27 protein-coding genes are annotated in these 20,675 nt (G+C 58.2%); 18 read left to right on the top strand and 9 right to left on the bottom strand.

Annotated elements, in window-relative coordinates:
* Positions 1-4: 4 nt before the first annotated feature.
* Genes RUESEDTHA_RS16335 through RUESEDTHA_RS16325 form a run of 3 tightly spaced genes read right to left on the bottom strand, consistent with a single transcriptional unit; the run spans position 5 to position 2,257 of the window.
* Positions 5-418, bottom strand: coding sequence for a universal stress protein (locus RUESEDTHA_RS16335; RefSeq protein WP_180887781.1), 414 nt, complete (start codon positions 416-418; stop codon positions 5-7).
* Between the two features lie 43 nt (positions 419-461).
* Positions 462-1,382 carry a DMT family transporter gene (locus RUESEDTHA_RS16330; RefSeq protein WP_180887780.1) on the bottom strand — a complete coding sequence of 307 codons (921 nt, stop codon included), beginning with the start codon at positions 1,380-1,382 and terminating at the stop codon, positions 462-464.
* On the bottom strand, positions 1,379-2,257 hold the full coding sequence (locus RUESEDTHA_RS16325) for a LysR family transcriptional regulator (protein ID WP_180887779.1): 879 nt from the start codon (positions 2,255-2,257) through the stop codon (positions 1,379-1,381). Before RUESEDTHA_RS16325 ends, RUESEDTHA_RS16330 begins: the two co-directional genes overlap by 4 nt.
* Positions 2,258-2,378: 121 nt before the next feature.
* On the opposite strand from RUESEDTHA_RS16325, the gene RUESEDTHA_RS16320 reads away from it, so the two are divergent.
* Entirely contained in the window at positions 2,379-2,960 is a 582-nt protein-coding gene (locus RUESEDTHA_RS16320; RefSeq protein ID WP_171212635.1) for an FMN-dependent NADH-azoreductase, read from the top strand.
* A 73-nt stretch (positions 2,961-3,033) separates the two neighbouring features.
* Positions 3,034-3,774, top strand: coding sequence for an aspartate/glutamate racemase family protein (locus RUESEDTHA_RS16315; protein WP_180887778.1), 741 nt, complete (start codon positions 3,034-3,036; stop codon positions 3,772-3,774).
* On the opposite strand, the gene RUESEDTHA_RS16310 is transcribed toward RUESEDTHA_RS16315, so the two are convergent.
* The gene (locus RUESEDTHA_RS16310; RefSeq protein WP_180887777.1) at positions 3,775-4,305 is read right to left on the bottom strand and encodes a prolyl-tRNA synthetase associated domain-containing protein; all 531 of its coding nucleotides are present in this window, start codon (positions 4,303-4,305) and stop codon (positions 3,775-3,777) included.
* Positions 4,306-4,395: 90 nt separating this feature from the next.
* Here RUESEDTHA_RS16310 and RUESEDTHA_RS16305 point away from each other — a divergent pair, with 90 nt between their 5' ends.
* The 11 genes from RUESEDTHA_RS16305 (at position 4,396) to trmD (ending at position 11,388) form a co-directional block, all read left to right on the top strand.
* On the top strand, positions 4,396-4,905 hold the full coding sequence (locus RUESEDTHA_RS16305) for a hypothetical protein (protein WP_180887776.1): 510 nt from the start codon (positions 4,396-4,398) through the stop codon (positions 4,903-4,905).
* Positions 4,906-5,113: 208 nt separating this feature from the next.
* Positions 5,114-6,619 carry a signal recognition particle protein gene (gene ffh / locus RUESEDTHA_RS16300; RefSeq protein WP_180887775.1) on the top strand — a complete coding sequence of 502 codons (1,506 nt, stop codon included), beginning with the start codon at positions 5,114-5,116 and terminating at the stop codon, positions 6,617-6,619.
* A gap of 3 nt (positions 6,620-6,622) precedes the next feature.
* Positions 6,623-7,159, top strand: a complete 537-nt coding sequence (locus tag RUESEDTHA_RS16295) for a GNAT family N-acetyltransferase (RefSeq protein WP_180887774.1) — start codon at positions 6,623-6,625, stop codon at positions 7,157-7,159.
* Positions 7,156-7,707, top strand: coding sequence for a GNAT family N-acetyltransferase (locus RUESEDTHA_RS16290; RefSeq protein ID WP_180887773.1), 552 nt, complete (start codon positions 7,156-7,158; stop codon positions 7,705-7,707). Before RUESEDTHA_RS16295 ends, RUESEDTHA_RS16290 begins: the two co-directional genes overlap by 4 nt.
* A complete protein-coding gene (locus RUESEDTHA_RS16285; RefSeq protein ID WP_170380494.1) occupies positions 7,704-8,000 on the top strand; it encodes a chorismate mutase in 297 nt (98 codons plus the stop codon). The genes RUESEDTHA_RS16290 and RUESEDTHA_RS16285 overlap by 4 nt, the downstream gene beginning before the upstream one ends.
* Before the next feature lie 94 nt (positions 8,001-8,094).
* The gene (rpsP, locus tag RUESEDTHA_RS16280) at positions 8,095-8,484 is read left to right on the top strand and encodes a 30S ribosomal protein S16 (RefSeq protein ID WP_170350323.1); all 390 of its coding nucleotides are present in this window, start codon (positions 8,095-8,097) and stop codon (positions 8,482-8,484) included.
* 12 nt (positions 8,485-8,496) lie between these two features.
* Positions 8,497-9,132 (top strand): 5,6-dimethylbenzimidazole synthase, encoded by a 636-nt coding sequence (gene bluB, locus RUESEDTHA_RS16275; protein WP_180887772.1) that lies wholly within the window; start codon positions 8,497-8,499, stop codon positions 9,130-9,132.
* 4 nt (positions 9,133-9,136) lie between these two features.
* Entirely contained in the window at positions 9,137-9,283 is a 147-nt protein-coding gene (locus RUESEDTHA_RS16270) for a hypothetical protein (protein WP_171125351.1), read from the top strand.
* Positions 9,276-9,779 (top strand): ribosome maturation factor RimM, encoded by a 504-nt coding sequence (gene rimM / locus RUESEDTHA_RS16265; protein WP_180887771.1) that lies wholly within the window; start codon positions 9,276-9,278, stop codon positions 9,777-9,779. The genes RUESEDTHA_RS16270 and rimM overlap by 8 nt, the downstream gene beginning before the upstream one ends.
* The gene (locus RUESEDTHA_RS16260; protein WP_180887770.1) at positions 9,779-10,594 is read left to right on the top strand and encodes a hypothetical protein; all 816 of its coding nucleotides are present in this window, start codon (positions 9,779-9,781) and stop codon (positions 10,592-10,594) included. The genes rimM and RUESEDTHA_RS16260 overlap by 1 nt, the downstream gene beginning before the upstream one ends.
* The gene (gene trmD / locus RUESEDTHA_RS16255; protein ID WP_171212644.1) at positions 10,591-11,388 is read left to right on the top strand and encodes a tRNA (guanosine(37)-N1)-methyltransferase TrmD; all 798 of its coding nucleotides are present in this window, start codon (positions 10,591-10,593) and stop codon (positions 11,386-11,388) included. Before RUESEDTHA_RS16260 ends, trmD begins: the two co-directional genes overlap by 4 nt.
* On the opposite strand, the gene RUESEDTHA_RS16250 is transcribed toward trmD, so the two are convergent.
* Complete coding sequence (locus RUESEDTHA_RS16250; RefSeq protein ID WP_171125359.1) at positions 11,385-12,182, bottom strand: GH25 family lysozyme; 798 nt, start codon at positions 12,180-12,182, stop codon at positions 11,385-11,387. The two genes, trmD and RUESEDTHA_RS16250, sit on opposite strands and share 4 nt — an antisense overlap.
* A 381-nt stretch (positions 12,183-12,563) precedes the next feature.
* Between RUESEDTHA_RS16250 and rplS the strand changes: the two genes are divergently transcribed.
* Both rplS and rpmE read left to right on the top strand, forming a co-directional pair.
* Positions 12,564-12,947, top strand: coding sequence for a 50S ribosomal protein L19 (rplS, locus tag RUESEDTHA_RS16245; protein WP_039541573.1), 384 nt, complete (start codon positions 12,564-12,566; stop codon positions 12,945-12,947).
* A gap of 11 nt (positions 12,948-12,958) precedes the next feature.
* Positions 12,959-13,180 carry a 50S ribosomal protein L31 gene (gene rpmE / locus RUESEDTHA_RS16240; RefSeq protein ID WP_170388151.1) on the top strand — a complete coding sequence of 74 codons (222 nt, stop codon included), beginning with the start codon at positions 12,959-12,961 and terminating at the stop codon, positions 13,178-13,180.
* 152 nt (positions 13,181-13,332) lie between these two features.
* On the opposite strand, the gene RUESEDTHA_RS16235 is transcribed toward rpmE, so the two are convergent.
* Positions 13,333-14,916: an MFS transporter gene (locus RUESEDTHA_RS16235; protein ID WP_180887769.1), complete on the bottom strand. Its 1,584-nt coding sequence runs from the start codon at positions 14,914-14,916 to the stop codon at positions 13,333-13,335.
* 78 nt (positions 14,917-14,994) lie between these two features.
* Complete coding sequence (locus RUESEDTHA_RS16230) at positions 14,995-15,882, bottom strand: AEC family transporter (protein ID WP_180887768.1); 888 nt, start codon at positions 15,880-15,882, stop codon at positions 14,995-14,997.
* A gap of 210 nt (positions 15,883-16,092) precedes the next feature.
* On the opposite strand from RUESEDTHA_RS16230, the gene RUESEDTHA_RS16225 reads away from it, so the two are divergent.
* Positions 16,093-16,902, top strand: a complete 810-nt coding sequence (locus RUESEDTHA_RS16225) for a division plane positioning ATPase MipZ (protein WP_180887767.1) — start codon at positions 16,093-16,095, stop codon at positions 16,900-16,902.
* Here the strand turns inward: RUESEDTHA_RS16225 and RUESEDTHA_RS16220 are convergent.
* Positions 16,899-18,128, bottom strand: coding sequence for an adenylate/guanylate cyclase domain-containing protein (locus RUESEDTHA_RS16220; protein ID WP_180887766.1), 1,230 nt, complete (start codon positions 18,126-18,128; stop codon positions 16,899-16,901). The two genes, RUESEDTHA_RS16225 and RUESEDTHA_RS16220, sit on opposite strands and share 4 nt — an antisense overlap.
* A 61-nt stretch (positions 18,129-18,189) precedes the next feature.
* The gene (locus RUESEDTHA_RS16215) at positions 18,190-18,633 is read right to left on the bottom strand and encodes a MarR family winged helix-turn-helix transcriptional regulator (RefSeq protein WP_370456805.1); all 444 of its coding nucleotides are present in this window, start codon (positions 18,631-18,633) and stop codon (positions 18,190-18,192) included.
* A 66-nt stretch (positions 18,634-18,699) separates the two neighbouring features.
* Here RUESEDTHA_RS16215 and hmgA point away from each other — a divergent pair, with 66 nt between their 5' ends.
* Both hmgA and RUESEDTHA_RS16205 read left to right on the top strand, forming a co-directional pair.
* On the top strand, positions 18,700-20,055 hold the full coding sequence (gene hmgA / locus RUESEDTHA_RS16210) for a homogentisate 1,2-dioxygenase (RefSeq protein ID WP_180887764.1): 1,356 nt from the start codon (positions 18,700-18,702) through the stop codon (positions 20,053-20,055).
* On the top strand, positions 20,055-20,675 hold the full coding sequence (locus RUESEDTHA_RS16205) for a LysE family translocator (protein WP_180887763.1): 621 nt from the start codon (positions 20,055-20,057) through the stop codon (positions 20,673-20,675). Before hmgA ends, RUESEDTHA_RS16205 begins: the two co-directional genes overlap by 1 nt.

Below are 20,675 nucleotides of genomic sequence, written 5' to 3'. Positions count from 1 at the left end.
ACAATCACCGCACGACAAAGACGGAAACGTGGGCGTGCTTGGCCAGATACCCGGCGTGGCTTGAAAAGATATAATCCATGATGCGGGGCGCATGTGTGCCGACCACGATCAGGTCCGCTCCGATGTCTTCCGCTGCCTTGGCCAGATCTGCGTCCACCTCGACCGCGACGTCAACGGAATGGATATTTTGAAAGGCGACTTCTGTGCCGCTGCTCTTGGCCAGATGATCCGCAAATTCCCGCAGATTATCGCCAATTGTGGCGTCTGTTTGGACGGGGTCACCGGGCTGGGTTCCCGTGACGCTGACAATTGTGATCTTGGCGCCTTGCCACTTGGCGATTTCGGCGGCGACATGTGCGGCTTTGCGAACCTCGGGCGGCAAATGCAGGTCAACCGGAAACATGATGTGGTTATACATGGTGCAACCCTCCTTGGCCCGAGCATAGGAAAACCCGCATTTATCAGCTTTGATCTGTCTCAAGAGCGGGCTTTGCATCAGGTGCCTCGTCCGGACGCAGCAGCATGAGCAATGCGGCACAGGTCAGAACCACCCCAACCAGGATCAATGCAGCCGGGACACCATTTCCAAGCGCAATTTCCCACAGGATCACCCAACTGGGCACAAGATACGTATAGGCCATCACTTTAGCGGACGGCAGGCGCAGGGCCGAGAACTGAACCAGCACAAAACTGGCAGCGGTGGCAAAGATCGAGACGTACAGCAATCCGGCCCAAACGATCATCGGCAGGTTTGCCCAATCGGTTGCACGAATGTCGGACCAGCCATACAGCGTCAGCATCAGGCATCCTGCCAATATCGTGCCAAATGCAAACACGACCGCCGGTTCGCCGCGGTTGAGCTTGCGCACCATCGGCGTGTAGATCGCATGCGCGACACACCCCCAGAAATAGATGATTTCTCCGGTCCCGATTTGGAAGGCCGTAAATGCCTGCCAATCCGCCTTGAAAATAACCCACAGCGCGCCGACTGCCCCGATGGTAAGCGCCAACGCCATTCGGGGTGTGGTCACTTGCCGAAGCAAAACCCAGCCCGCCACGGCCGACAGAACCGGCGTCAGAGTAAAGACGGCTGCGGCGCTGACAGGTGGGGCTGTTTTCAGGCCATGGAACATAAGAACGAAATAGGTGGCAAACAGCCCGCCCAGCACCAGGTAGCGCCAAGGCGCTCGTGCTGCGCTGCGCGGCAGACCGGTTGTCAAAAGCGCAGCTATCCCGATCACTACCGCAGCAATAGCGAACCGTGCCGCCGTAACGACCTCGGGGGCAATTTGGTTGGCGATCATGGAACCCAATGAGAAACTGCCCGCCACCAACGCTGAAAAAACAAGCATGGCCAAATGGCCACGGGCTTGCGGGCTCATGGCAACCAACTTTTGGATTGTTCTTTCAAAAAAGTCAGGAACGCCTGCACCTTGGTCGTGCGATGCAGATCAACATGAGTGACCAGCCACAAATTACCGAACCATTCCGGCATCGGCTCAATGACCTCGACCAGACTCGGATCGCGGGCGGCCTCCCACCGGGCCATGAAACCGATACCTGCGCCAGAAAGCACTGCCTCGCGAATGCAAAAGTTGTTGGTGCAGCGGAACGTGATCCGTTCGACCGGCACTGTCTGACGTAACCAGCGTGAAAACGGAGCACGGCTGTTTTCATCATCCGTGCTGACGAAGTAGTGGTTTGCAAAATCCTCGATGGTCGACGGCTTGCCGTACCGGTCAATATAATCCCTACTGGCATAGAGACCGACTTCCTGCGTGATAAAAGGTTGCACAACATTGTCTGGCTGATCAGGGGCCGAGCCCGCACGGATGGCCACATGCGCCTCGCCATATTCCAATCGAAACAACCTGTCGCCCGTCAGGTAACGCACGATCAGGTCCGGGTGCACGCGTTGAAACTCGCTCAGGACCGGAACGACAAGGGGTGCCAAAGAGGACAGTGACGTTACAACCAACTCGCCCGACACATCATCCCCGCGTCCTTTCATGCGCCCGACCAGTTGGTTGAACTGATCTTCGGTTGCCTGCGCGACGCGCAGCAGGTCTTCCCCGGCCTCGGTGGGGGTGTAGCCGCGCGCATGACGCTGGAACAGTTTGATGCCTAACCGCGCCTCGATTGCATCGATATGCCGGATGACCGTGGCGTGATGCACCCCCAGTATTTCGGCCGCGCCGCTGACCGTGCCCATGCGCGCGACCTGATAGGCGGTTCTCACCTCGTCCCAATTGTCCATTGCATCGGTTCCATTGTGCAAATTTCAACATTCATTGTTGGAGTATCAGAGTTTTGTTCACAGGCGCAACAATCATATTGGGACCAGAGCGAAAAACTTTACTCAATCAGGACTGAACCCAATGACCAAGACCATCCTGCACATAGACGCCTCGGCCCGCCGAGAAGGATCTACCACCCGTGACCTGTCCGACCGGATCGTGAAACACCTGAACGCCGGACGTATCATTCGCCGGGATCTGGCGACTCCGCTACCGCTTTTGACCGAGGACTGGATTGCCGCGAACTTTACCCCAGCCGATCAACGCGACGAGGTCCAGCGTGACCAACTTTCCCTGTCTGACGATCTGGTAGCAGAGTTGCAGCAGGCGGACACAATCGTCATCGGCCTACCAATCTATAACTTCTCAGTCCCGGCGGCCTTCAAAGCTTGGATAGACCTTGTTGCCCGGGTTGGCTTGACCTTTTCCTATACCGAGAACGGTCCCAAAGGCCTGTTGGAAGGCAAACGCGCAGTACTGGCCATCGCGTCGGGCGGAACGGCTGTGGGATCAGACATCGACTTTGCCACTGACTATGCAAAACACGTACTGGGCTTTATCGGGATTCACACGGTCGATGTTATTGCCGCTGATCAGATGGCATTGGACGCCGAAGCCACGCTGGACAACGCGCGTCAGGCAGTTTCAGAACTGGCCGCCTGATTGACCTCTGGCCTTTGCAATTTCAAACGTCCAGTCTGCAGTTGAACAGGATTGTGCAGACTGGGCGTTTATTATGAAGAAAATCGGAATTTTGGGCGGTGTGGGCTGGGCCTCGACCGTTGATTATTACAGGGCCATCGCGCAGGGCGCAGGGCAGTATTTTGCAGAGCGTGGTCATGGATCCCCTCTGCCGATCCCGCCCATGACAATCGAATCCGTCACACAGGCCAAGACCCGTTCACTGAGAGGCGTCGCCGGAGATGAAGAAAGCTGGGCCGCCTTTGACGCCGTCTTTCGCGATGCCTTGCTGACGCTGGAACATGCGGGCTGCGATTTCGGCATCATCGCCTCCAACACGCCGCACATGCGCCTGCACGCAATCCGGCAAGGCGTTTCCATGCCCATCCTCAGTATCTTCGACGCCTCAGCCGAAGCAACCGCCGCGACCGGAGCCACGCAAGCCCTAGTTTTGGGCACAACTGTTACGATGCAGGCATCGAACTATGCCGATAGGCTGGCCGACGCACAGATTAACGCCAACGCAACACTGCCGGACGCCGAGATTGCCAAGATGCAGAATATGATCGACACGGATTTCTACGGCGGCGCATCTGTAACAGCACGTGCGCGGCTGGTGGCCTATTGCAACAAACACGCCGAGCCCGGAACCGCGATCCTGCTGGCCTGTACCGAACTGCCGCTCGCCTTCCCCGACAATCTGGACGACCCGGTGTTTGAGGCGGACGGACATCTTTTCGTCAATCCCTCGGCGGCTCATGTCGCGGCGGCGTTGAAAGAGGCGCTTGAAGCCTGATCAGGGCAGCCAAGTCACGTCACAGCCGATCCGGTCGAAAAACGCCATCAGGTCCGTGCGCGCAATTGCAACGGTGCGGTCATTGACGAGAGGGTGCATATAGATCACGTCGGCCTGCTGGCCCGCTGCATCCATAAAGAACCGGACGTTGTTTTCCACACCGTTTATCATCGCCAGCGGGCTGACCGCACCGGGCCGAATTCCAAGGTTCTGCATCAACCGATCCGCCGAACCGAACGAAAGGTTCCCAACACCCAGTTCCGCGCCCAGCGCCTTGAGGTCAATGTCTCGGCTTTGTTCCAACGTCACCAGATAGCTCCGCTTTTTCTTGTCGCGCAGATAAAGGTTTTTCAGGCGCAGCGCGTTCTCACCGGGAACCATGAACTGATCTTCAACCGCCTTTGACTCTTCCACCGTGCGCAAGGGGACATGCGTGTGCAGCGTATAAGCCAGCCCCCAATCATCCAGCTTGGCCAGCAGCGCGTCAGAGCTGAGCGGCAACGTGTCCTGAAAGGCGGATGAGGCGTCCATGATACTCTCCTGAATTTTCTGCGCTCATCGCGTAACGTGGCGGTAATTTCAAGCCACGACAGCGTGGGAATTCAATGTTAGCGTTCAGCCATGAAAGTGACGCGCAACACTCCGAACCAATTGATCCTGTCCAACAGGCCGTGGTTGATTGGCGTCATGCTGGTCTTCTTCATTCTTTGTTTTGTAGGGGCTGGCCTGACTATGATCAGCGAAGGTAACTGGTCCGGCATACTCGTTGCGCTGTTTGGCGGCGGGATGGGATTTGGTGCGTTCTGCATATTTGTTCGCCGCGTACAGGTCATTCTGGACCGTAGCACAGACAGCATTCTGATCCGTCGGCAATCCATCTTTGGCTATGAAACGGTCCGGCATGTTTTGTCCAACCTTTCACATGCCGAGGTCGAGACCACCACGTCGAACGGCAACAACGGCTCCAGCACGACGCACCGGCCCGTTTTGATCCTTGGACAAGGGATGAGCGCGGGACGCCACCCCATCGTCAGCGCCTATGTCAGCGGGCACGGGTCTCATCGGTTGGTTGATGCCGTCAATGACTGGCTTCCGGCACGCGCGGTTGACTCTGACAATCAATCAGCCTAAAGCCCCATCCAAACATCCGGAAGCGTCTGACCTTCCGGTCCCTTGAGTCGTTCAGGGATCGCCCCCCACCAGCGAGTTTCGCCCGTGGGGGCAATGCCATTTGGCATTACCCCCACGTCTAATTCAGTGGGAGGGGGCAATTGTGCATTTAACCCGTGCTTCTTATCTGAGAAGCGCCACCAGATAACCGGCTAAGGAGGCCGAAGGCATGTTTGAAAATCTATCCGAACGCCTCTCTGGCGTCTTTGACCGGCTGACGAAACAGGGCGCGCTGTCTGAAGAAGACGTCAAGACCGCCCTGCGCGAAGTTCGCGTTGCGCTTCTTGAGGCCGATGTCTCGCTGCCGGTTGCACGTGAATTCGTCAAGAAGGTGCAGGAACAGGCAACCGGTCAGGCGGTGACCAAGTCGATCACCCCCGGTCAGCAGGTCGTCAAAATCGTACACGACGCGCTGGTCGATACCCTGCGCGGCGAGGAAGACCCCGGCAAGCTGAAGATTGACAACCCACCTGCGCCGATCCTGATGGTCGGCCTGCAAGGCTCGGGTAAGACGACCACCACCGGTAAGCTGGCGAAACGCCTGAAAGAGAAAGAGGGCAAGAAAGTCCTCATGGCCTCGCTCGACGTCTATCGCCCGGCGGCGATGGATCAGCTGGCGGTTCTGGGCACGCAGGTCGGAGTCGATACGTTGCCGATCGTGCCGGGTCAGAAACCCGTCGACATTGCCAAGCGCGCCAAGCAACAGGCGACGCTGGGCGGCTATGACGTCTACATGCTGGACACCGCGGGTCGACTGCATATCGACGAAGTCCTGATGGACGAGGTCGAGCAGGTCCGCAACGCGGTCGATCCACGCGAAACCTTGCTGGTCGTCGACGGTTTGACCGGACAGGTCGCCGTTGAGGTCGCCGAAGAGTTCGACGCCAAGGTCGGCATCTCGGGCGTGGTTCTGACCCGGATGGACGGCGACGGGCGCGGTGGTGCGGCGCTGTCGATGCGCGCGGTCACTGGCAAGCCCATTCGCTTTGTCGGTCTGGGCGAAAAGATGGACGCGCTCGAAACTTTCGAGCCGGACCGGATCGCCGGTCGTATTCTGGGCATGGGCGACATTGTTGCCCTGGTCGAAAAAGCCCAGGAAACGATGGAGATGGAACAGACCGAGCGCATGATGAAGCGCATGGTCAAGGGTCAGTTCAACATGAACGACCTAAAAATGCAGCTTGAACAAATGATTCAGATGGGCGGCATGCAGGGCATGATGGGCATGATGCCGGGCATGGGCAAGATGGCCAAACAAGTCGAAGAGGCAGGCATGGACGACAAGGTGCTCAAGCGCCAGATCGCCATGATCCAGTCAATGACCAAACGCGAACGCGCCAATCCGCAGCTATTGCAGGCCAGCCGCAAAAAGCGGATCGCGGCGGGTTCGGGGATGGAAGTCAGCGACCTCAACAAGCTGCTCAAGATGCACCGGCAGATGTCGGACATGATGAAAAAGATGGGCAAGATGGGCAAAGGCAAGATGCTGAAGCAGGCCATGAAGGGCTTGTTCGGTAAAGGCGGCCCCTCGCCCGAGGAAATGGCTGCGGGCATGGACCCCAAGGCACTGGAACAAGCGGCCAAGGCGATGGGCAAGATGCCCGGCGGCATGCCCGGAATGGGTGGCGGCATGGCGCTGCCTCCGGGTCTCAGTGGCTTTGGGAAGAAGAAGTAAACTGTGACCGTCGCCCCCACCATAACCACTGCGCGCCTGACGCTGCGCCATCATCGGCTTGAGGATTTCAAGCCTATGGCTGCGCTGTTCGCATCGGAGTGGGCAAAGTATATGGGTGGGCCCATTTCAGATGACGAATTGTGGCGTTGGCTGGGTGCGGAAGTCACCAGTTGGCAATGGCTGGGCTATGGCAGTTGGGCCGTGGATCTGACTGAAACCGGCGAACTCATTGGGCAGGTTGGCGTCAACAAACCGCCGCGTTTCCCCGAAGTGGAATTGGGGTGGTGCATCTTCCCAGGCTTTGAGGGTCAAGGACTGGCGTTTGAGGCGGCTTGCGCCGCACGCGATTGGGCCTTTGAAAATACAGCGCTTAGCACGTTGGTCAGCTATATCGACAACGACAACGCGCGCTCGATTGCTTTGGCAAAACGTTTGGGTGCGATCAAAGACAAATCCTCGGCGCGCCCGGACCCTGCGGATGTTGTGTATCGCCATCCTCACCCGGATGAACTGCAAGGCGGGATGGAGGCTTACGCATGACCTCTTTCACCATCCCCACTATCGAGACCGATAAACTGATCCTGCGCGCCCCTCATCAAGACGATTTGCCTGCGATGACAGCATTCTTTGCATCCGAACGCAGCCATATGGTCGGCGGCCCCAAAACGGCGCTGGAAACATGGCGTTCGTTCATGGGGCGGTTCGGGCACTGGGCGGTGCTGGGTTATGGCGGCTGGCATATCGTCGAGAAGGCCAGCAACGCGTTTGCGGGCTGGACAGGAATGATCAACGCGCCGGGCTGGGACGAACCCGAACTGGGCTGGGTCGTCATGGACGGATTCGAAGGCAAGGGCATCGCGTTTGAAGCTGCAAAAGCTGCCCGCGCCTATGCCGCACGCCATCAGGGTTTGAACGCCCCGATCTCGTATATCGCCCATGACAATGACCGCTCGCGCGCGCTTGCGGAACGTCTTGGTGCCACATACGAGCGCGAAGGCGAGGTTGTCGGCACCCCCTGCCAGGTTTGGCGGCACCCGAAACTCGATATTTCCGACCCTGCTTTGACGCCTGAGAGGACCGCCCAATGACCAACCCCGTGACACAGGCTGCCACGCTGTTGAAAGAGCATCGCGAAAGCATCGACCGACTGGACGCGATTCTTGTCTATACGCTGGGTGAGAGGTTCAAGCACACGCAGGCCGTTGGCAAGCTCAAGGCTGAGCACGACCTTCCCCCGTCCGATCCCACGCGCGAAGCCGCGCAGATCGCTCGGTTAGAAGACCTGGCGAAAGAGGCCGATCTGGACCCTGACTTCGCCAAGGCTTTTCTGAATTTCATCATTCAGGAAGTCATCCGACACCACCGGAAACACCAAGAATAACCCGTTTCCACAAATACCAAGAATAGCCGGACAAGACCCCGGTCTTTAAAAAATACACGCCTCTGGCGTGATGCCATTCAAAGGAGATACCACCATGGCAATGAAAATTCGTCTCGCCCGCGGCGGCTCGAAAAAGCGTCCTTTCTACCGCATCGTTGCGGCCGACAGCCGTATGCCCCGCGACGGCCGTTTCATCGAGAAACTGGGCACCTACAACCCGCTGCTGCCCAAAGACAGCGAAGAGCGCGTGAAAATGAACATGGAGCGCATCCAGTACTGGCTGGATCAGGGCGCCCAGCCCACCGACCGGATCGCACGTATGCTGGAAGCTGCCGGCACCCGTGACAAAGCCGAGCGCAACAACCCCAACAAGGGTACCCCGGGCAAGAAAGCCCAAGAGCGCGCCGAAGAAAAAGCGGCCAAGGCTGCTGAAGCGGCAGAAGCTGCTGCTGCACCGGCTGAAGAAGCGGCTGCAGAAGAATAAGCAGGCGGGCGCGTGCGGGATCAGACGTTCACCAACGATTTTCGCACGCAGTTTGACCTGTTGCTGCGGCTCAGGCGTGATGTGCGCCGGTTCCGCACCGACGCCATTGACGAGGCAGTGCTGACGCGCTGCCTCGACGCGTTTCGGTTGGCCCCTTCGGTGGGGCTGAGCGAACCCTGGCGCGTGATCCGCGTCGAAAGTCAGCCCGCGCGCGACGCGGCGCTGCAAAACTTTCAAACCGCCAACGCGCAGGCGTTGGAAGGCTATTCCGGCGAAAAGGCGCAGCTATACAGCCGCCTGAAACTGTCGGGGATGCAAGAGGCCCCGGTGCAACTGGCCGTGTTCTGCGACGACGCCACCGACAAGGGGCAAGGCCTGGGCGCAGGCACAATGCCCGAGATGCGGCGCTATTCTGTAGTTTCAGCCATAACCCTGTTCTGGCTGGCTTTGCGGGCTGAGGGGCTGGGATTGGGCTGGGTGTCAATTCTGGACCCTGACCAGATGGCACGCGATCTGGATGTGCCTGATGATTGGCGGCTGATCGGTTATTTCTGCGTTGGATATCCCAAAGACGTTTCGGACACGCCCGAACTGGAGCAGGTCGGATGGGAAAACCGCAACGACAGCCTGCCTGTCGAGGTGCGCTAAGCAGATGTTCGGATTGTTACGCCTTCCCATTCTGATGATGATCGCCTTTATTGTCGGCGTGTTCTTCGAACGCTCGAACCAGCGCGAGGTGTGCGAAACACGCGGGCAATGGGAAGACGGGCTATGTGTGACGGATGGGACAAATGAGTGATCTGATCTGCGTCGGCAGTATTGCCGGGTCGTACGGCGTGCGCGGCGAGGTGCGGCTGAAAAGCTACTGCGCCATCCCCGAAGATATCGAAGCCTATTCGCCCCTGACCAACGAGGCGGGCGACGAGCGGTACCCTCTGGTCCTGACCCGTTCGATCAAGAACGGTTTCGCTGCGCGACTGGGCGGCATCGAGACAAAGGAGCAGGCGGATACACTGAAGGGTCTGCGCCTGTTTGCGCGCCGTGATCAATTGCCTTCATTGCCGGATGATGAGTTCTATCATACTGACCTGATCGGGCTTGAGGTCTATGACACCGGCGGCACCCTGCTGGGCCGAGTAAAATCGGTGCAAAACCACGGCGCCGCTGATTTGTTGGAATTGCACGGGTCGGGGCTGAAATCCACCGTCTTGCTGCCCTTCACGCTTGAGGCCGTTCCGACTGTTGATCTTGAAAAAGGCCGTATCGTCGCCGATCCCCCCGAAGGGTTGATCTGATGCGGCGAATCCTGCTGCATCTGGGTTTACACAAAACAGGCACGACGGCTGCACAGTCTTTTCTTTTCGAAAACCGCGAATTGATCTGGCCCCACTTTGCGCTGGTGCTTCCTTACCGCACACGCAATTCCGGGCTGTCACGGGCTGCCACCAATCATTCTGTCTATAGACTGGCCGGAACTCTTTCAGAGTTCGAACGCGAGATATCGGCCTTTCTGGATACGCTCGATTTCGGCGAAAAGCGCGGGCTGATAGTCAGCGAAGAGAATTTCGCGGGCCTCCGTCCCAGCCGCAATCTGGAACAAGGTTACGCCGCCACACCCGAGCTTGCAGCCAGCCTTGTGAACGCTGTCCGGCATAGGTTTGCTGGGCAAGAGGTCGAGATTACCATCTATCTGTCCCTTCGGGAGCGTGGAAACTGGCTGCGCAGCCTTTGGGCGCACGATCTGCAACGCATGCGGCAAGTGCAGGACTTCGAAACATATTGCGAAAGCATGGAAACCCTCGCCCCGCTGCAAGCCACAGTGGACCGGATTAGCGAAGCGCTTCCGAATGTCACGGTTCTGTCCGAGTGGCTGGAAGATTTGCAAAAGCAGCGGTTTGGCCCGGGAGCACCTTTTGCTGATTTTCTGGACCTGCACCAAGAGAAAGCCAACCTGCTGGCCCCGCCTGCACATTCGAATCCCGGACTGCCAGAGGACATCCTGGCAGAATTGCTGGACCTGAATCGTTCACGTCTGGACGAGGCCGCTCTGGTCGCGCAAAAGAAGGCCATCGTCGAACGCGCGCAAAAGGCTCTGATTGGCACGATATGACTGACAAACCCTCAAAGTCCCACGGTCGCAAGGCGATCCGACCGACCCTGAAACCGCGTGAACTGCTGACCCCAACTCCGGACCTGCACGGCGTTTGGAAGGCAAAGATCATCACGTTGTTCCCGTCAGCCTTTCCCGGTGTGTTGGGCGAAAGTCTGACAGGCAAAGCGTTGCAGGAAGGGTTGTGGCAGCTCGAGACAATCGACCTGCGTCAGTTCGGCGTTGGCAAGCACCGCAATGTGGACGACACCCCAGCCGGAGGCGGCGCAGGAATGGTTCTGCGCGCTGATGTCTTGGGCGAGGCGATTGAACATACGATGGCCGGGGTGAGGGGGAATTGGCCGTTGATCTATCTCAGCCCGCGCGGACGCCGGATGGACCAGCGCATGATGCAGAACCTTGCGCGTTGTGACGGCATGACCCTGCTTTGCGGTCGGTTTGAGGGCGTGGACGAGCGTGTGCTTGAGCATTACGGCGTTCAAGAGGTCTCGTTGGGCGATTTTGTCATGACAGGCGGCGAAATCGCCGCTCAGGCGCTGATCGACGCAACAGTGCGTCTGATCCCGGGCGTTTTGGGCAACCAAGCCTCAGCCGAGGAGGAAAGCTTTTCTTCCGGGCTGTTGGAACACCCTCAATATACCCGCCCCGCCGAATGGAAGGGGCGTCCGATCCCCGATATCCTGATGTCCGGTCACCACGGTCGCATCGCTGAATGGCGACACGACATGTCCGAGCAGATCACCCGCGAACGCCGGCCCGACCTGTGGGACGCCTATCGCAAGTCGCGCGACTAACCTGCTTTCCACCGCGTCCAGATATCGGGCGGGCCATTGAACGTATTGATATCCACCGGCCCATCTACGCCGGGAACCAGCCCGGTTCCGGTGTACTGCCAAAACCGCCAGACCGCTTTGGGATAAACGGTGCGCGGATGCCCCGCGACAGACCGCAGCCAGAATTCGGTCTTGGGCAGGCGGCCGATTTCTGTATCGCCATAGAAATCCACGGTCGTATAGACGATCGGACGGCGCCCATAGTGGCGTTCCAAAATATCAAGGAACCGCTGTGCTTCGGCCCGAACGGTTGCGCCATCGGGGCGCAAAGTGCAGGTCTTGGAATGCGGCGTCCACTCCATGTCCAGCACATGCGGCAGGTCTGATCCCCGGGGCACGTTCTGGATGAACCAGCGCGCCTGCTCATGGGCGGGACGGCAGAAATAGTAATAGTGATACGCGCCCCATGGCACCCCAGCCGCGCGCGCGCCGACGCGATGCGCTTCAAACATCGGGTCTGCGACGTCTCCGCCCTCGGTGGCCTTGATGAATACGAAACTGACACCCGACGCCTTGGCACGCCGCCAGTCAATTGGCCCTTGCCACCGCGACACATCCAGCCCGTGCACCGGGTATTGGCCGGGATGCCGCCCTTCCCAGTCGTGGGGGTCGGCATCGCCAAAGGATGGGAAGACCACCGAAGGCGACGTTGTATCCAGAAAGGCTTTGGCCTCGACCTGCTGGGGTGGAGGGCTGTTGCGACCGCAGGACAGGGTCGCAAAGGCAATGAATGCCAGCATCAGAGCTGTGCGCATGATCTGTTCCTGTATAAATTTCTGCTCGTATAATTGCCTTCCAGAATGCCTGATCGATCCTGTAAGGCAACGGTGTTGTTTTTTGGGTGGCAAAAACTCACCAACCGGCCCTGTAAAATATGACGATTTGGGCTTGATCCCTGCGTTCAAAGCCCTTAAACGACCGCAATCCGGTGCCGCATTTACGCGACTCCGGTGTTTTGGTTTGGTCCATGTCGTGACGCCCGGCTTTCTTCGGCCCCGGCGCGGCGGAACAAACCGCACCAAGGAACATTCGATCTGACCTCTGGCGGGCTGTACGCAGGACCCGGTGAAGACCAAGAGCTCTCAGCCCGTGCCCAAACTTCGTGGACCAACCACGAGCAGATAGGAGTGAATGCGATGGACCTGATCGCACAGCTTGAGGCGGAACAGATTGCCGCCCTGGGGAAAGACATCCCCGATTTCAAAGCCGGTGACACCATCCGTGTCGGCTTTAAAGTGACCGAAGGGTCGCGTACCCGTGTGCAGAACTACGAAGGTGTCTGCATCGCGCGCAAAGGTGGCAGCGGCATCGCCGGTTCGTTCACCGTCCGCAAAATTTCGTTCGGCGAAGGCGTGGAGCGTGTGTTCCCGCTGCATTCGACCAACATCGACAGCATCACCGTTGTCCGCCGTGGCCGCGTCCGTCGCGCCAAACTGTACTATCTGCGCACCCGTCGCGGTAAATCCGCACGTATCGCAGAGGTCACCAACTACAAGCCCAAGGCTGGCGCCGAGGCGTAAGGAGCGGAAAGATGAAAAAAGACATCCATCCCGACTACCACATCATCGACGTCAAACTGACCGATGGCACCGTGGTTCAGATGAAATCCACCTGGGGCGCCGAGGGCGACCAGTTGGCCCTGGAAATCGACCCCTCCGTGCACCCCGCATGGACCGGTGGCGGCGCGCGCCTGATGGACGCCGGCGGCCGCGTGTCGAAGTTCAAGAAGAAATACGAAGGTCTGGGCTTCTAAGCCTGACCCGGTTCAAATGCAAAAGGCCGTCCCTTCGGGCGGCCTTTTTCTTTTTCCGACGCAGCAATGGGCTTTGGATGCTGCAATCTGCACAAAGAACCATAGTGTCAGCGCAGGCCGCGAGGAAATCCCGGGACACATCAACAACCTGCTTACTGCGCCTTACGCGTTAACTCGGTCGCGCTGTGCAATGGCGGTACCGGCCCACGCAGCAGCAGCAACGCCAGCACCATTCCAATCAGTGCAGCAAGGGCCGTAATCATCATCGCGCTGTCAAAAGCATTGTCCTGCAAATCTCGCAAGGCTTTGGCCAACGCCGTTCCGCTTTGCGGCTCCATCCCAGCGATCAACTGCTGAATCTGGCTGGGCGTGCCGTGCGTCAACGCATGGGCCAGATCTTCGCGTTGGGTCGAGCCTGCGGGCAAGGCGTCAATCACCTCAGACAGGCCGCGACGGGTGGTGATCGCTTCGGCTAGTCCGCACACGACCGCCCCCAGGGTTGCCCCAAAATAGAGACATGCGTTTATCACGCCCGACCCTTGCCCCACATGCTCTTCTGGCAGCAGTCGCAGGCCGAGGCGCGGCAAAAGCGAGAAACAGATGCCCAGCCCGATCCCAACGACCATCAACTTCCACCAGATTTCGCCATACTGCGTGGTATTCGTTGTCGCCATCAGCAACAGGAACCCGCACGCCATTGCCCCCAACCCGATGACAACCGGCCACCGGAAACTGTAGGGGGCCAGAAACCGCGGTGCCGTGACCGAAATCACGAACATGCTAAGGCTGAGCGGCATGATCGCCAGCCCCGCGCTTACGGAGGAATACCCAAAGGCGTCCGGCGACTGCACGAAAGTGTTGAAATAGACAAAGAACCCAAACAGCGTGAAGCCGGTGAAAAACATCCCTGCTGCGGCCATGAAATAGCGTGGATGGTGAAAATACCTCAGCTCGATCAGCGGATCATCACTGCGGCGCGCTGCGAGAACAATACCAACCGTTGCCAGCGCTGCGACGGCCAGCGGCACCAGCGTCATGGGCGTGCCCCAACCGTTGCTTTCCCCGTTGCTGAGCGCAAACGACAACGGCCCCAGAAACAGCAGGATTGCAATGGCCCCCAGAAAATCGAACCGCGCCCCGGCCAGACGCGTATCCGGGACGTATTTTCGTTTGCTGACATTCAAGCCGATGGCAAACGCAATCACCAAAAGGATCAGGTCGGTTGCAAACACGGCGCGCCAACTGACGTAATGGGCAAAGGCACCACCAACAATTGGACCAACGCCAATTGCCAACCCTACGATGGCGCCCCAAGCTCCGGTCACGCTGGCGCGTTGTTCCTCGGGCGTCGCCGCAGTCAGCAGCGACAGTGAGGTGCCAAACAGCGCCGCAGCGCCCGCCCCTTGTGCGCCGCGCCCGAGCAAAAGCATCGTGCCATCTTGGGCGAAAAGAACAAGAGAGGACCCCACCGCAAAGACGACCATGCCAAAGAAGAACACACCCATCTTACCCGTGATATCCCCCAACCGACTGACGATAGTCACCAAGGTGGCGCTGGCGACGGTGTAAGTCGCCATAACCCACTGCAGGCCCGACGGGGTCAGATCGAACTCGGCCTTGAGGTTGGGCAGGATTGTCGCGACTGCGGTGGTGTTGAACCCAACAACCATCATGCAGATCGCGGTCATAGCCAGAACAACCCGCGCGCCATTGGGATGTGAATTCGCCTGTGACATCGCTCCGCCCTCAAACCCACCTGACGTCTTTGGGACGCCACATCAACACCTTAGCAGGTTTTTGCCCAGCGCATAGCCTCAGATCCAATAGGACAGGGCCATCGGCAACACGACGATCGTTGCCAGTGTGGATACCAGAATAAATCCGGCCACATCCGGACCGTATTCCGGCATGTGCTGATCAATGAAAAGGTAAGTCGCCACCGATGACGGCATCAGGCAGCAAAGGATAACCGCCCCGCGCTCTGCACCGGAAAAGCCGAACGCCCAGACCAAAGCAGTTGCAATTGCAATCGCCATAATCAGGTGCAACACGGTCAGGATCACAGCGCGGCCAAGGCGGTGCACCTGAAGGCTTGCAAGCGTGTGACCCAGTGTCAAAAGCATCAGCGGGATGGAAAGACCGCCGAGAATATCAAACGACTTGGCCACAGGTTGCGGCAGGCTGTACCCCGTCGCCATCAGCACCAGTGAAACGATTACTGCGTAGATGATCGGGGACGTGGCCAGTTTCTTGGGGGAAAACTCTCCAGCCGGAATCCACATGCCCACGGTGAAGATGCTGATTAGGACGACCACCACAAATCCCATCGTATAGGCCATCCCAGCGTCGCCCAGCGCCAAAAGCGTAATCGGGAGGCCGATATTGCCGACATTCCCGTGCATCAAAGGCGTGAGAAACGCGCGAACCGGCAGGCGCATGGCCCTGAGCGCCACAAACCCCAATGCGCCAAAGCCTGCAATCGCCAGTGCCGCCGCAGCCATCACGTCCAAGAACGTGGCCACCGCGATCTTTGTCGTCGAAAGGTGCGAGATGATCAGCGTCGGATACCCGACCCGAGACACAATTCCACCGATGACCTTGTTGTCGAACGGGGCTTTGAACAACGCCAGACTGTACCCGATCCCGGCGCAGATCAGCACGGGCAGGACCACGTTCAGAACATTCAGAAACAGATGGTCCACTGCAAGCCCCTGATCCAAATTCGTAATTCCAACAGTGAAACAGGTGGCAATGTTTGGCAAGCGCGCGACCAAATCCACCCTGAGATTTCAGCAACAGCGAATTTTATTGCGCGCTGACAGTGTTTCGGGTTCTTCCCTTCCCCGTTTCCACAACATATAGTGGTTTTCAACAACGTGTGGTCAAACACGGCGGGATGTGGGAATACAGGCATGGCACATATCATCGTAGTGGGGAACGAAAAGGGCGGCGCAGGTAAGTCAACCGTTTCGATGCACGTCGCCACAGCACTGGCACGGCTGGGCCACAAGGTCAGCACGCTGGACCTTGATCTTCGGCAGCGCAGCCTGGGGCGTTATTTCGAAAATCGCTCTAATTTTCTGAAAAACTCGGACCTGACCCTGCCGACACCGCGTCACCACGACCTGCCCGAGATCGACGCCGCCAAATTGAAGCCGGGCGAGAACATCTATGACCACCGCCTGTCTGCCGCAGTTGCCGAGTTGGAAAGCGACAGCGATTTCATCCTGATTGACTGCCCCGGCTCGCATACGCGTCTCAGCCAGGTGGCGCATTCACTGGCCGATACGCTGATCACGCCGCTGAACGACAGCTTCATCGACTTTGACCTGCTGGCGCGGATTGATTCAAAGGGCGAGAAAATCCTCGGCCCGTCGGTCTATTCCGAGATGGTCTGGAACGCACGACAGTTGCGCGCGCAAGCTGGTCTGAAACCGATCGACTGGGTTGTTGTACGCAACCGTGTGGGCACGCAGCGCATGGTTAACAAGGAAAAGATGCAGCGCGCGATCGAGATGCTGTCGCAACGCATCGGGTTCCGCGTCGCCTCGGGCTTTTCCGAACGCGTGATCTTCCGCGAGTTGTTCCCACGTGGCCTGACCTTGCTGGACCTCAAGGATATCGGGGTCAAGCAGCTCAACATCTCGAACATCGCCGCGCGTCAGGAATTGCGCGACATGATGAAAGAGCTGAACCTGCCGGGCGTCGAGATAGATTTTTAACCGTTATACACGGTAAACAGCTCTTTCGGTTCCGCCACACCGCGCAGCATGTAACGCCCGACCGAGATCAAATCCTGACTGCATGGCATGGCCGCTTGCGCCACATCGTCTGAAATCAGAATGCGCTGACCCAGCGACCGGTGCATACCTGCGATCCTTGCTGTCTGATTTACCGCAGGTCCGATAACAGTGAAATCAAGGCGGCTTTCCGACCCTATGTTGCCGTACAAAATTTCACCCGCGTGAAGGGCTAGCGTGAAATTGGCAACCGGAAGGCCAGCGGCGCTGCGCTCTTCGTTCAGCGTCCCGATACGGTCCTGCAGCATAGGCACAGCCTTCAAGGCCGCACGGGCGTCTTCGTCAATTTCGCCCACGTCGAACATGGCCATCAGCCCGTCGCCCATAAACTTCAGGATGTTTCCGTCATTGTCATGCACCACTCCGACGGCCACAGCCAGGTAGTCATTCAGCATGTCGATGATTTCGCTGCCCGGCAATTCTTCGGATAGGCTGGTGAACCCCTCTAAATCAAAGTTCCAGATCACGGCATCAATCTGCTGCAAGGAGCCGCGCCGTATTTCACCCGAAAGAACTCGACGACCGGCTTCGCGCCCCAGATAGACACGCATTAGGTCCTTTGATACCCGCGCATTCGACGCCGATTTCAAGGCCAACCCCAAATGGGGCAACGCGGTATTTATCAACTCCAGATCGCCGTCACGGAATCCTTCTGGTGCGTTGGACGTCCAGGACAGCAACACCCCATCCACGGGCTTCTTGGCGTCCCGCGGCGCGTTGTGGGTTGGGACATCAAACGTCACCCCACGCGCGTAATATTCGGTCGCCCCACTCTCTCTGAGATCATTGATCAGGGGAAACCGGCTGGGTTCGTTCTGATCCACCATACGTTCATGCACAACCTCGACATCTTCGTTGAGAATGGCAAAAAGCGGGCTTTGCTGCCAATCCTCGCTGACATCTTCCGAGTACTCGAACTTTTGATAATCCCCGCCGCGCCCCTGATACCAGCTATAACCTGTACCGCCATAAACCGGGTGCAACGCGGATTGCGCCGCGTGAAACCGCATCAGCGGCACGCCCATATCGACAAGCCGCGTACAATACCCGTCCAGAAGTTCTTCCTTTTCAGCACCAGCTAGGCCGCGCGATACCAGCCAATTGATAAGATCGTTCGTTTTCGCCGCGTTGGGGTCCGGGGCTGTCATGTCTAAATCCTGCGTCCACTCAGGGTTTCATCTGGGGTCATCACGAACAGATTACCAGTCCTTACACCATATCCGCCAGTCGCCGCAGCATTTGGCGCAAAAGGGCAACTTCGTCCGCACTGAACATCCCCGCCAGCTTTTCGTCGTATCGCTGGGCAATATCGCATAATTCGCGATAAACCGTTTGCCCGGCGGCCGTCAGTGTAAGCATCTCAACCCGGCGATCTGTGTAGCTTCGTTTGCGTAACAGATATCTGCGCTGTTCAAGCTTGCTGACCGCACGACTGATCTTAGTCTTGTGGATCCGCGCGCGCTCACAAATCTCTTTCGCGGTCATCTCGCCGTAGTTGCCCAGATGGAACAATACGCGCCACTCGGTGCGCAACATCCCATACCTGTCCTTATAGGCGCGCTGAAACTCTAACGAACTTTCCTCGGCCGCCCGGTTCAGCAGATAGGGCAGGAAAACCCGCAGATCAAATTCATCTTTTTTGTCGGAAACCATGTTTGTCATGCTTGTTAGTTACAAAATCAACTATTATCCGACAAGCAGCAAATGGAGGAACACGGGATGAATCGTCCGACTGATCCGCACAGCCTGACACAAGCCAGCAGCCCGGTGGGGACGCACGAAGGCTATATGCCCGGCTTTGGCAACGACTTCGAAACCGAAGCCCTGCCCGGCGCTTTGCCCCAAGGAATGAACAGCCCGCAGCGCTGCAACTACGGACTGTATGGCGAGCAACTCAGCGGCACCGCCTTTACAGCCAACCCGCCTGAACGGACGTGGTGCTATCGCATTCGCCCTTCGGTGAAACATTCGCATCGCTACGAAAAGATCGACCTGCCCTATTGGAAATCCGCACCTTATGTTGATCCTGATGTGATCAGTCTGGGCCAGTACCGCTGGGACGCGGTTACCCATTCGGACGAAGGGCTGAATTGGTTGACCGGGATGCGCACCATGACCACGGCTGGCGATGTGAACACGCAGGTGGGCATGGCCAGCCATATCTATCTGGTCACCGAGTCCATGGTGGACGACTACTTCTTCTCGGCCGATTCCGAATTGCTGGTGGTGCCGCAGGAAGGCCGCCTGCGCTTTGCGACCGAATTGGGGATCATCGACCTGGAGCCGAAAGAGATCGCCATCATCCCGCGCGGTCTGGTGTACCGGGTTGAGGTACTGGAAGGTCCCGCGCGCGGGTTCGTCTGCGAAAACTACGGGCAAAAGTTCGAATTGCCCGGCCGAGGTCCGATCGGAGCCAACTGCATGGCCAATCCGCGCGACTTCAAGGCCCCTGTCGCGGCGTTTGAGGACCGTGAGGTTCCATCGACTGTCACCGTCAAATGGTGCGGGCAGTTCCATACGACGAAGATCGGTCAAAGCCCGTTGGACGTGGTGGCGTGGCACGGCAATTATGCCCCTTACAAATACGATCTGCGTACCTATTGCCCGGTCGGCGCGATCCTGTTCGACCATCCTGACCCGTCGATCTTTACCGTGCTGACCGCGCCCTCGGGGCAGCCGGGCACGGCCAATATCGACTTTGTCCTGTTCCGCGAACGCTGGATGGTGGCCGAGGACACATTCCGCCCGCCGTGGTATCATAAGAACATCATGTCCGAGCTGATGGGTAATATCTACGGTCAGTACGACGCCAAACCGCAGGGCTTTGTTCCCGGCGGCATGAGCCTGCACAACATGATGCTGCCCCACGGCCCCGACCGCGAGGCATTCGAAAAAGCGTCCAACGCGAACCTTGGCCCGGACAAACTGGACAACACCATGTCGTTCATGTTCGAAACCCGGTTCCCTCAACATCTGACCCCATTTGCTGCAAGTGAAGCCCCGTTGCAGGATGACTACATTGACTGCTGGACCTCTCTTGAGAAAAAGTTCGACGGGACACCGGGGAAAAAGTGATGAGCTTCGATATCTGGATCACCTATGTCGCAACAGTGCTGCTTTTGATGAGCACACCGGGCCCCAGCCAGTTGCTGATGCTGTCGAATTCGGCGGCAAATGGGTTGAAGCGCGGCCTATTCACAGCGGCAGGTGATCTGACGGCGAACCTGTTGCAGATGCTGGCGGCCGGGTTGGGCCTTGCCGTAATCATCGCAGCGTCGGGCACAGCGCTGACGGTGATCAAATGGCTGGGCGTGGCTTATCTGGTTTATCTTGGACTTCGCATGATTGCGAAAGCCGGAGGAAAGCAGACCCAAACGGCGCGACCTGCCAGTCGCAAAGCGCTCTGGACACAGGGTTTTATCACCTCGGCCGCGAACCCCAAGGCCGTGGTTTTTTTCGCTGCGCTGTTTCCCCTGTTCATCGACGGGGCGCTTCCGTTCTGGCCACAATTCGCAATCCTCTCGGCCACGTATCTGACCCTCGATGGACTATTCCTGACTGCCTATGGCGGAAGCGCCAGTTGGCTGGCCACGCGCCTGAAAGGGTCCGCCCGGCTGTGGTTGGATCGGGCCGGTGGCAGCTTCATGATATTGGCGGCCCTTCTGCTGGGCCTGAAATCCCTGCGGGACGTTTAA

It is taken from the genome of Ruegeria sp. THAF57, assembly GCF_903914075.1.
Taxonomy (GTDB): Bacteria; Pseudomonadota; Alphaproteobacteria; order Rhodobacterales; family Rhodobacteraceae; genus Ruegeria.
This window is presented reverse-complemented; position numbering and strand designations above follow the sequence as displayed.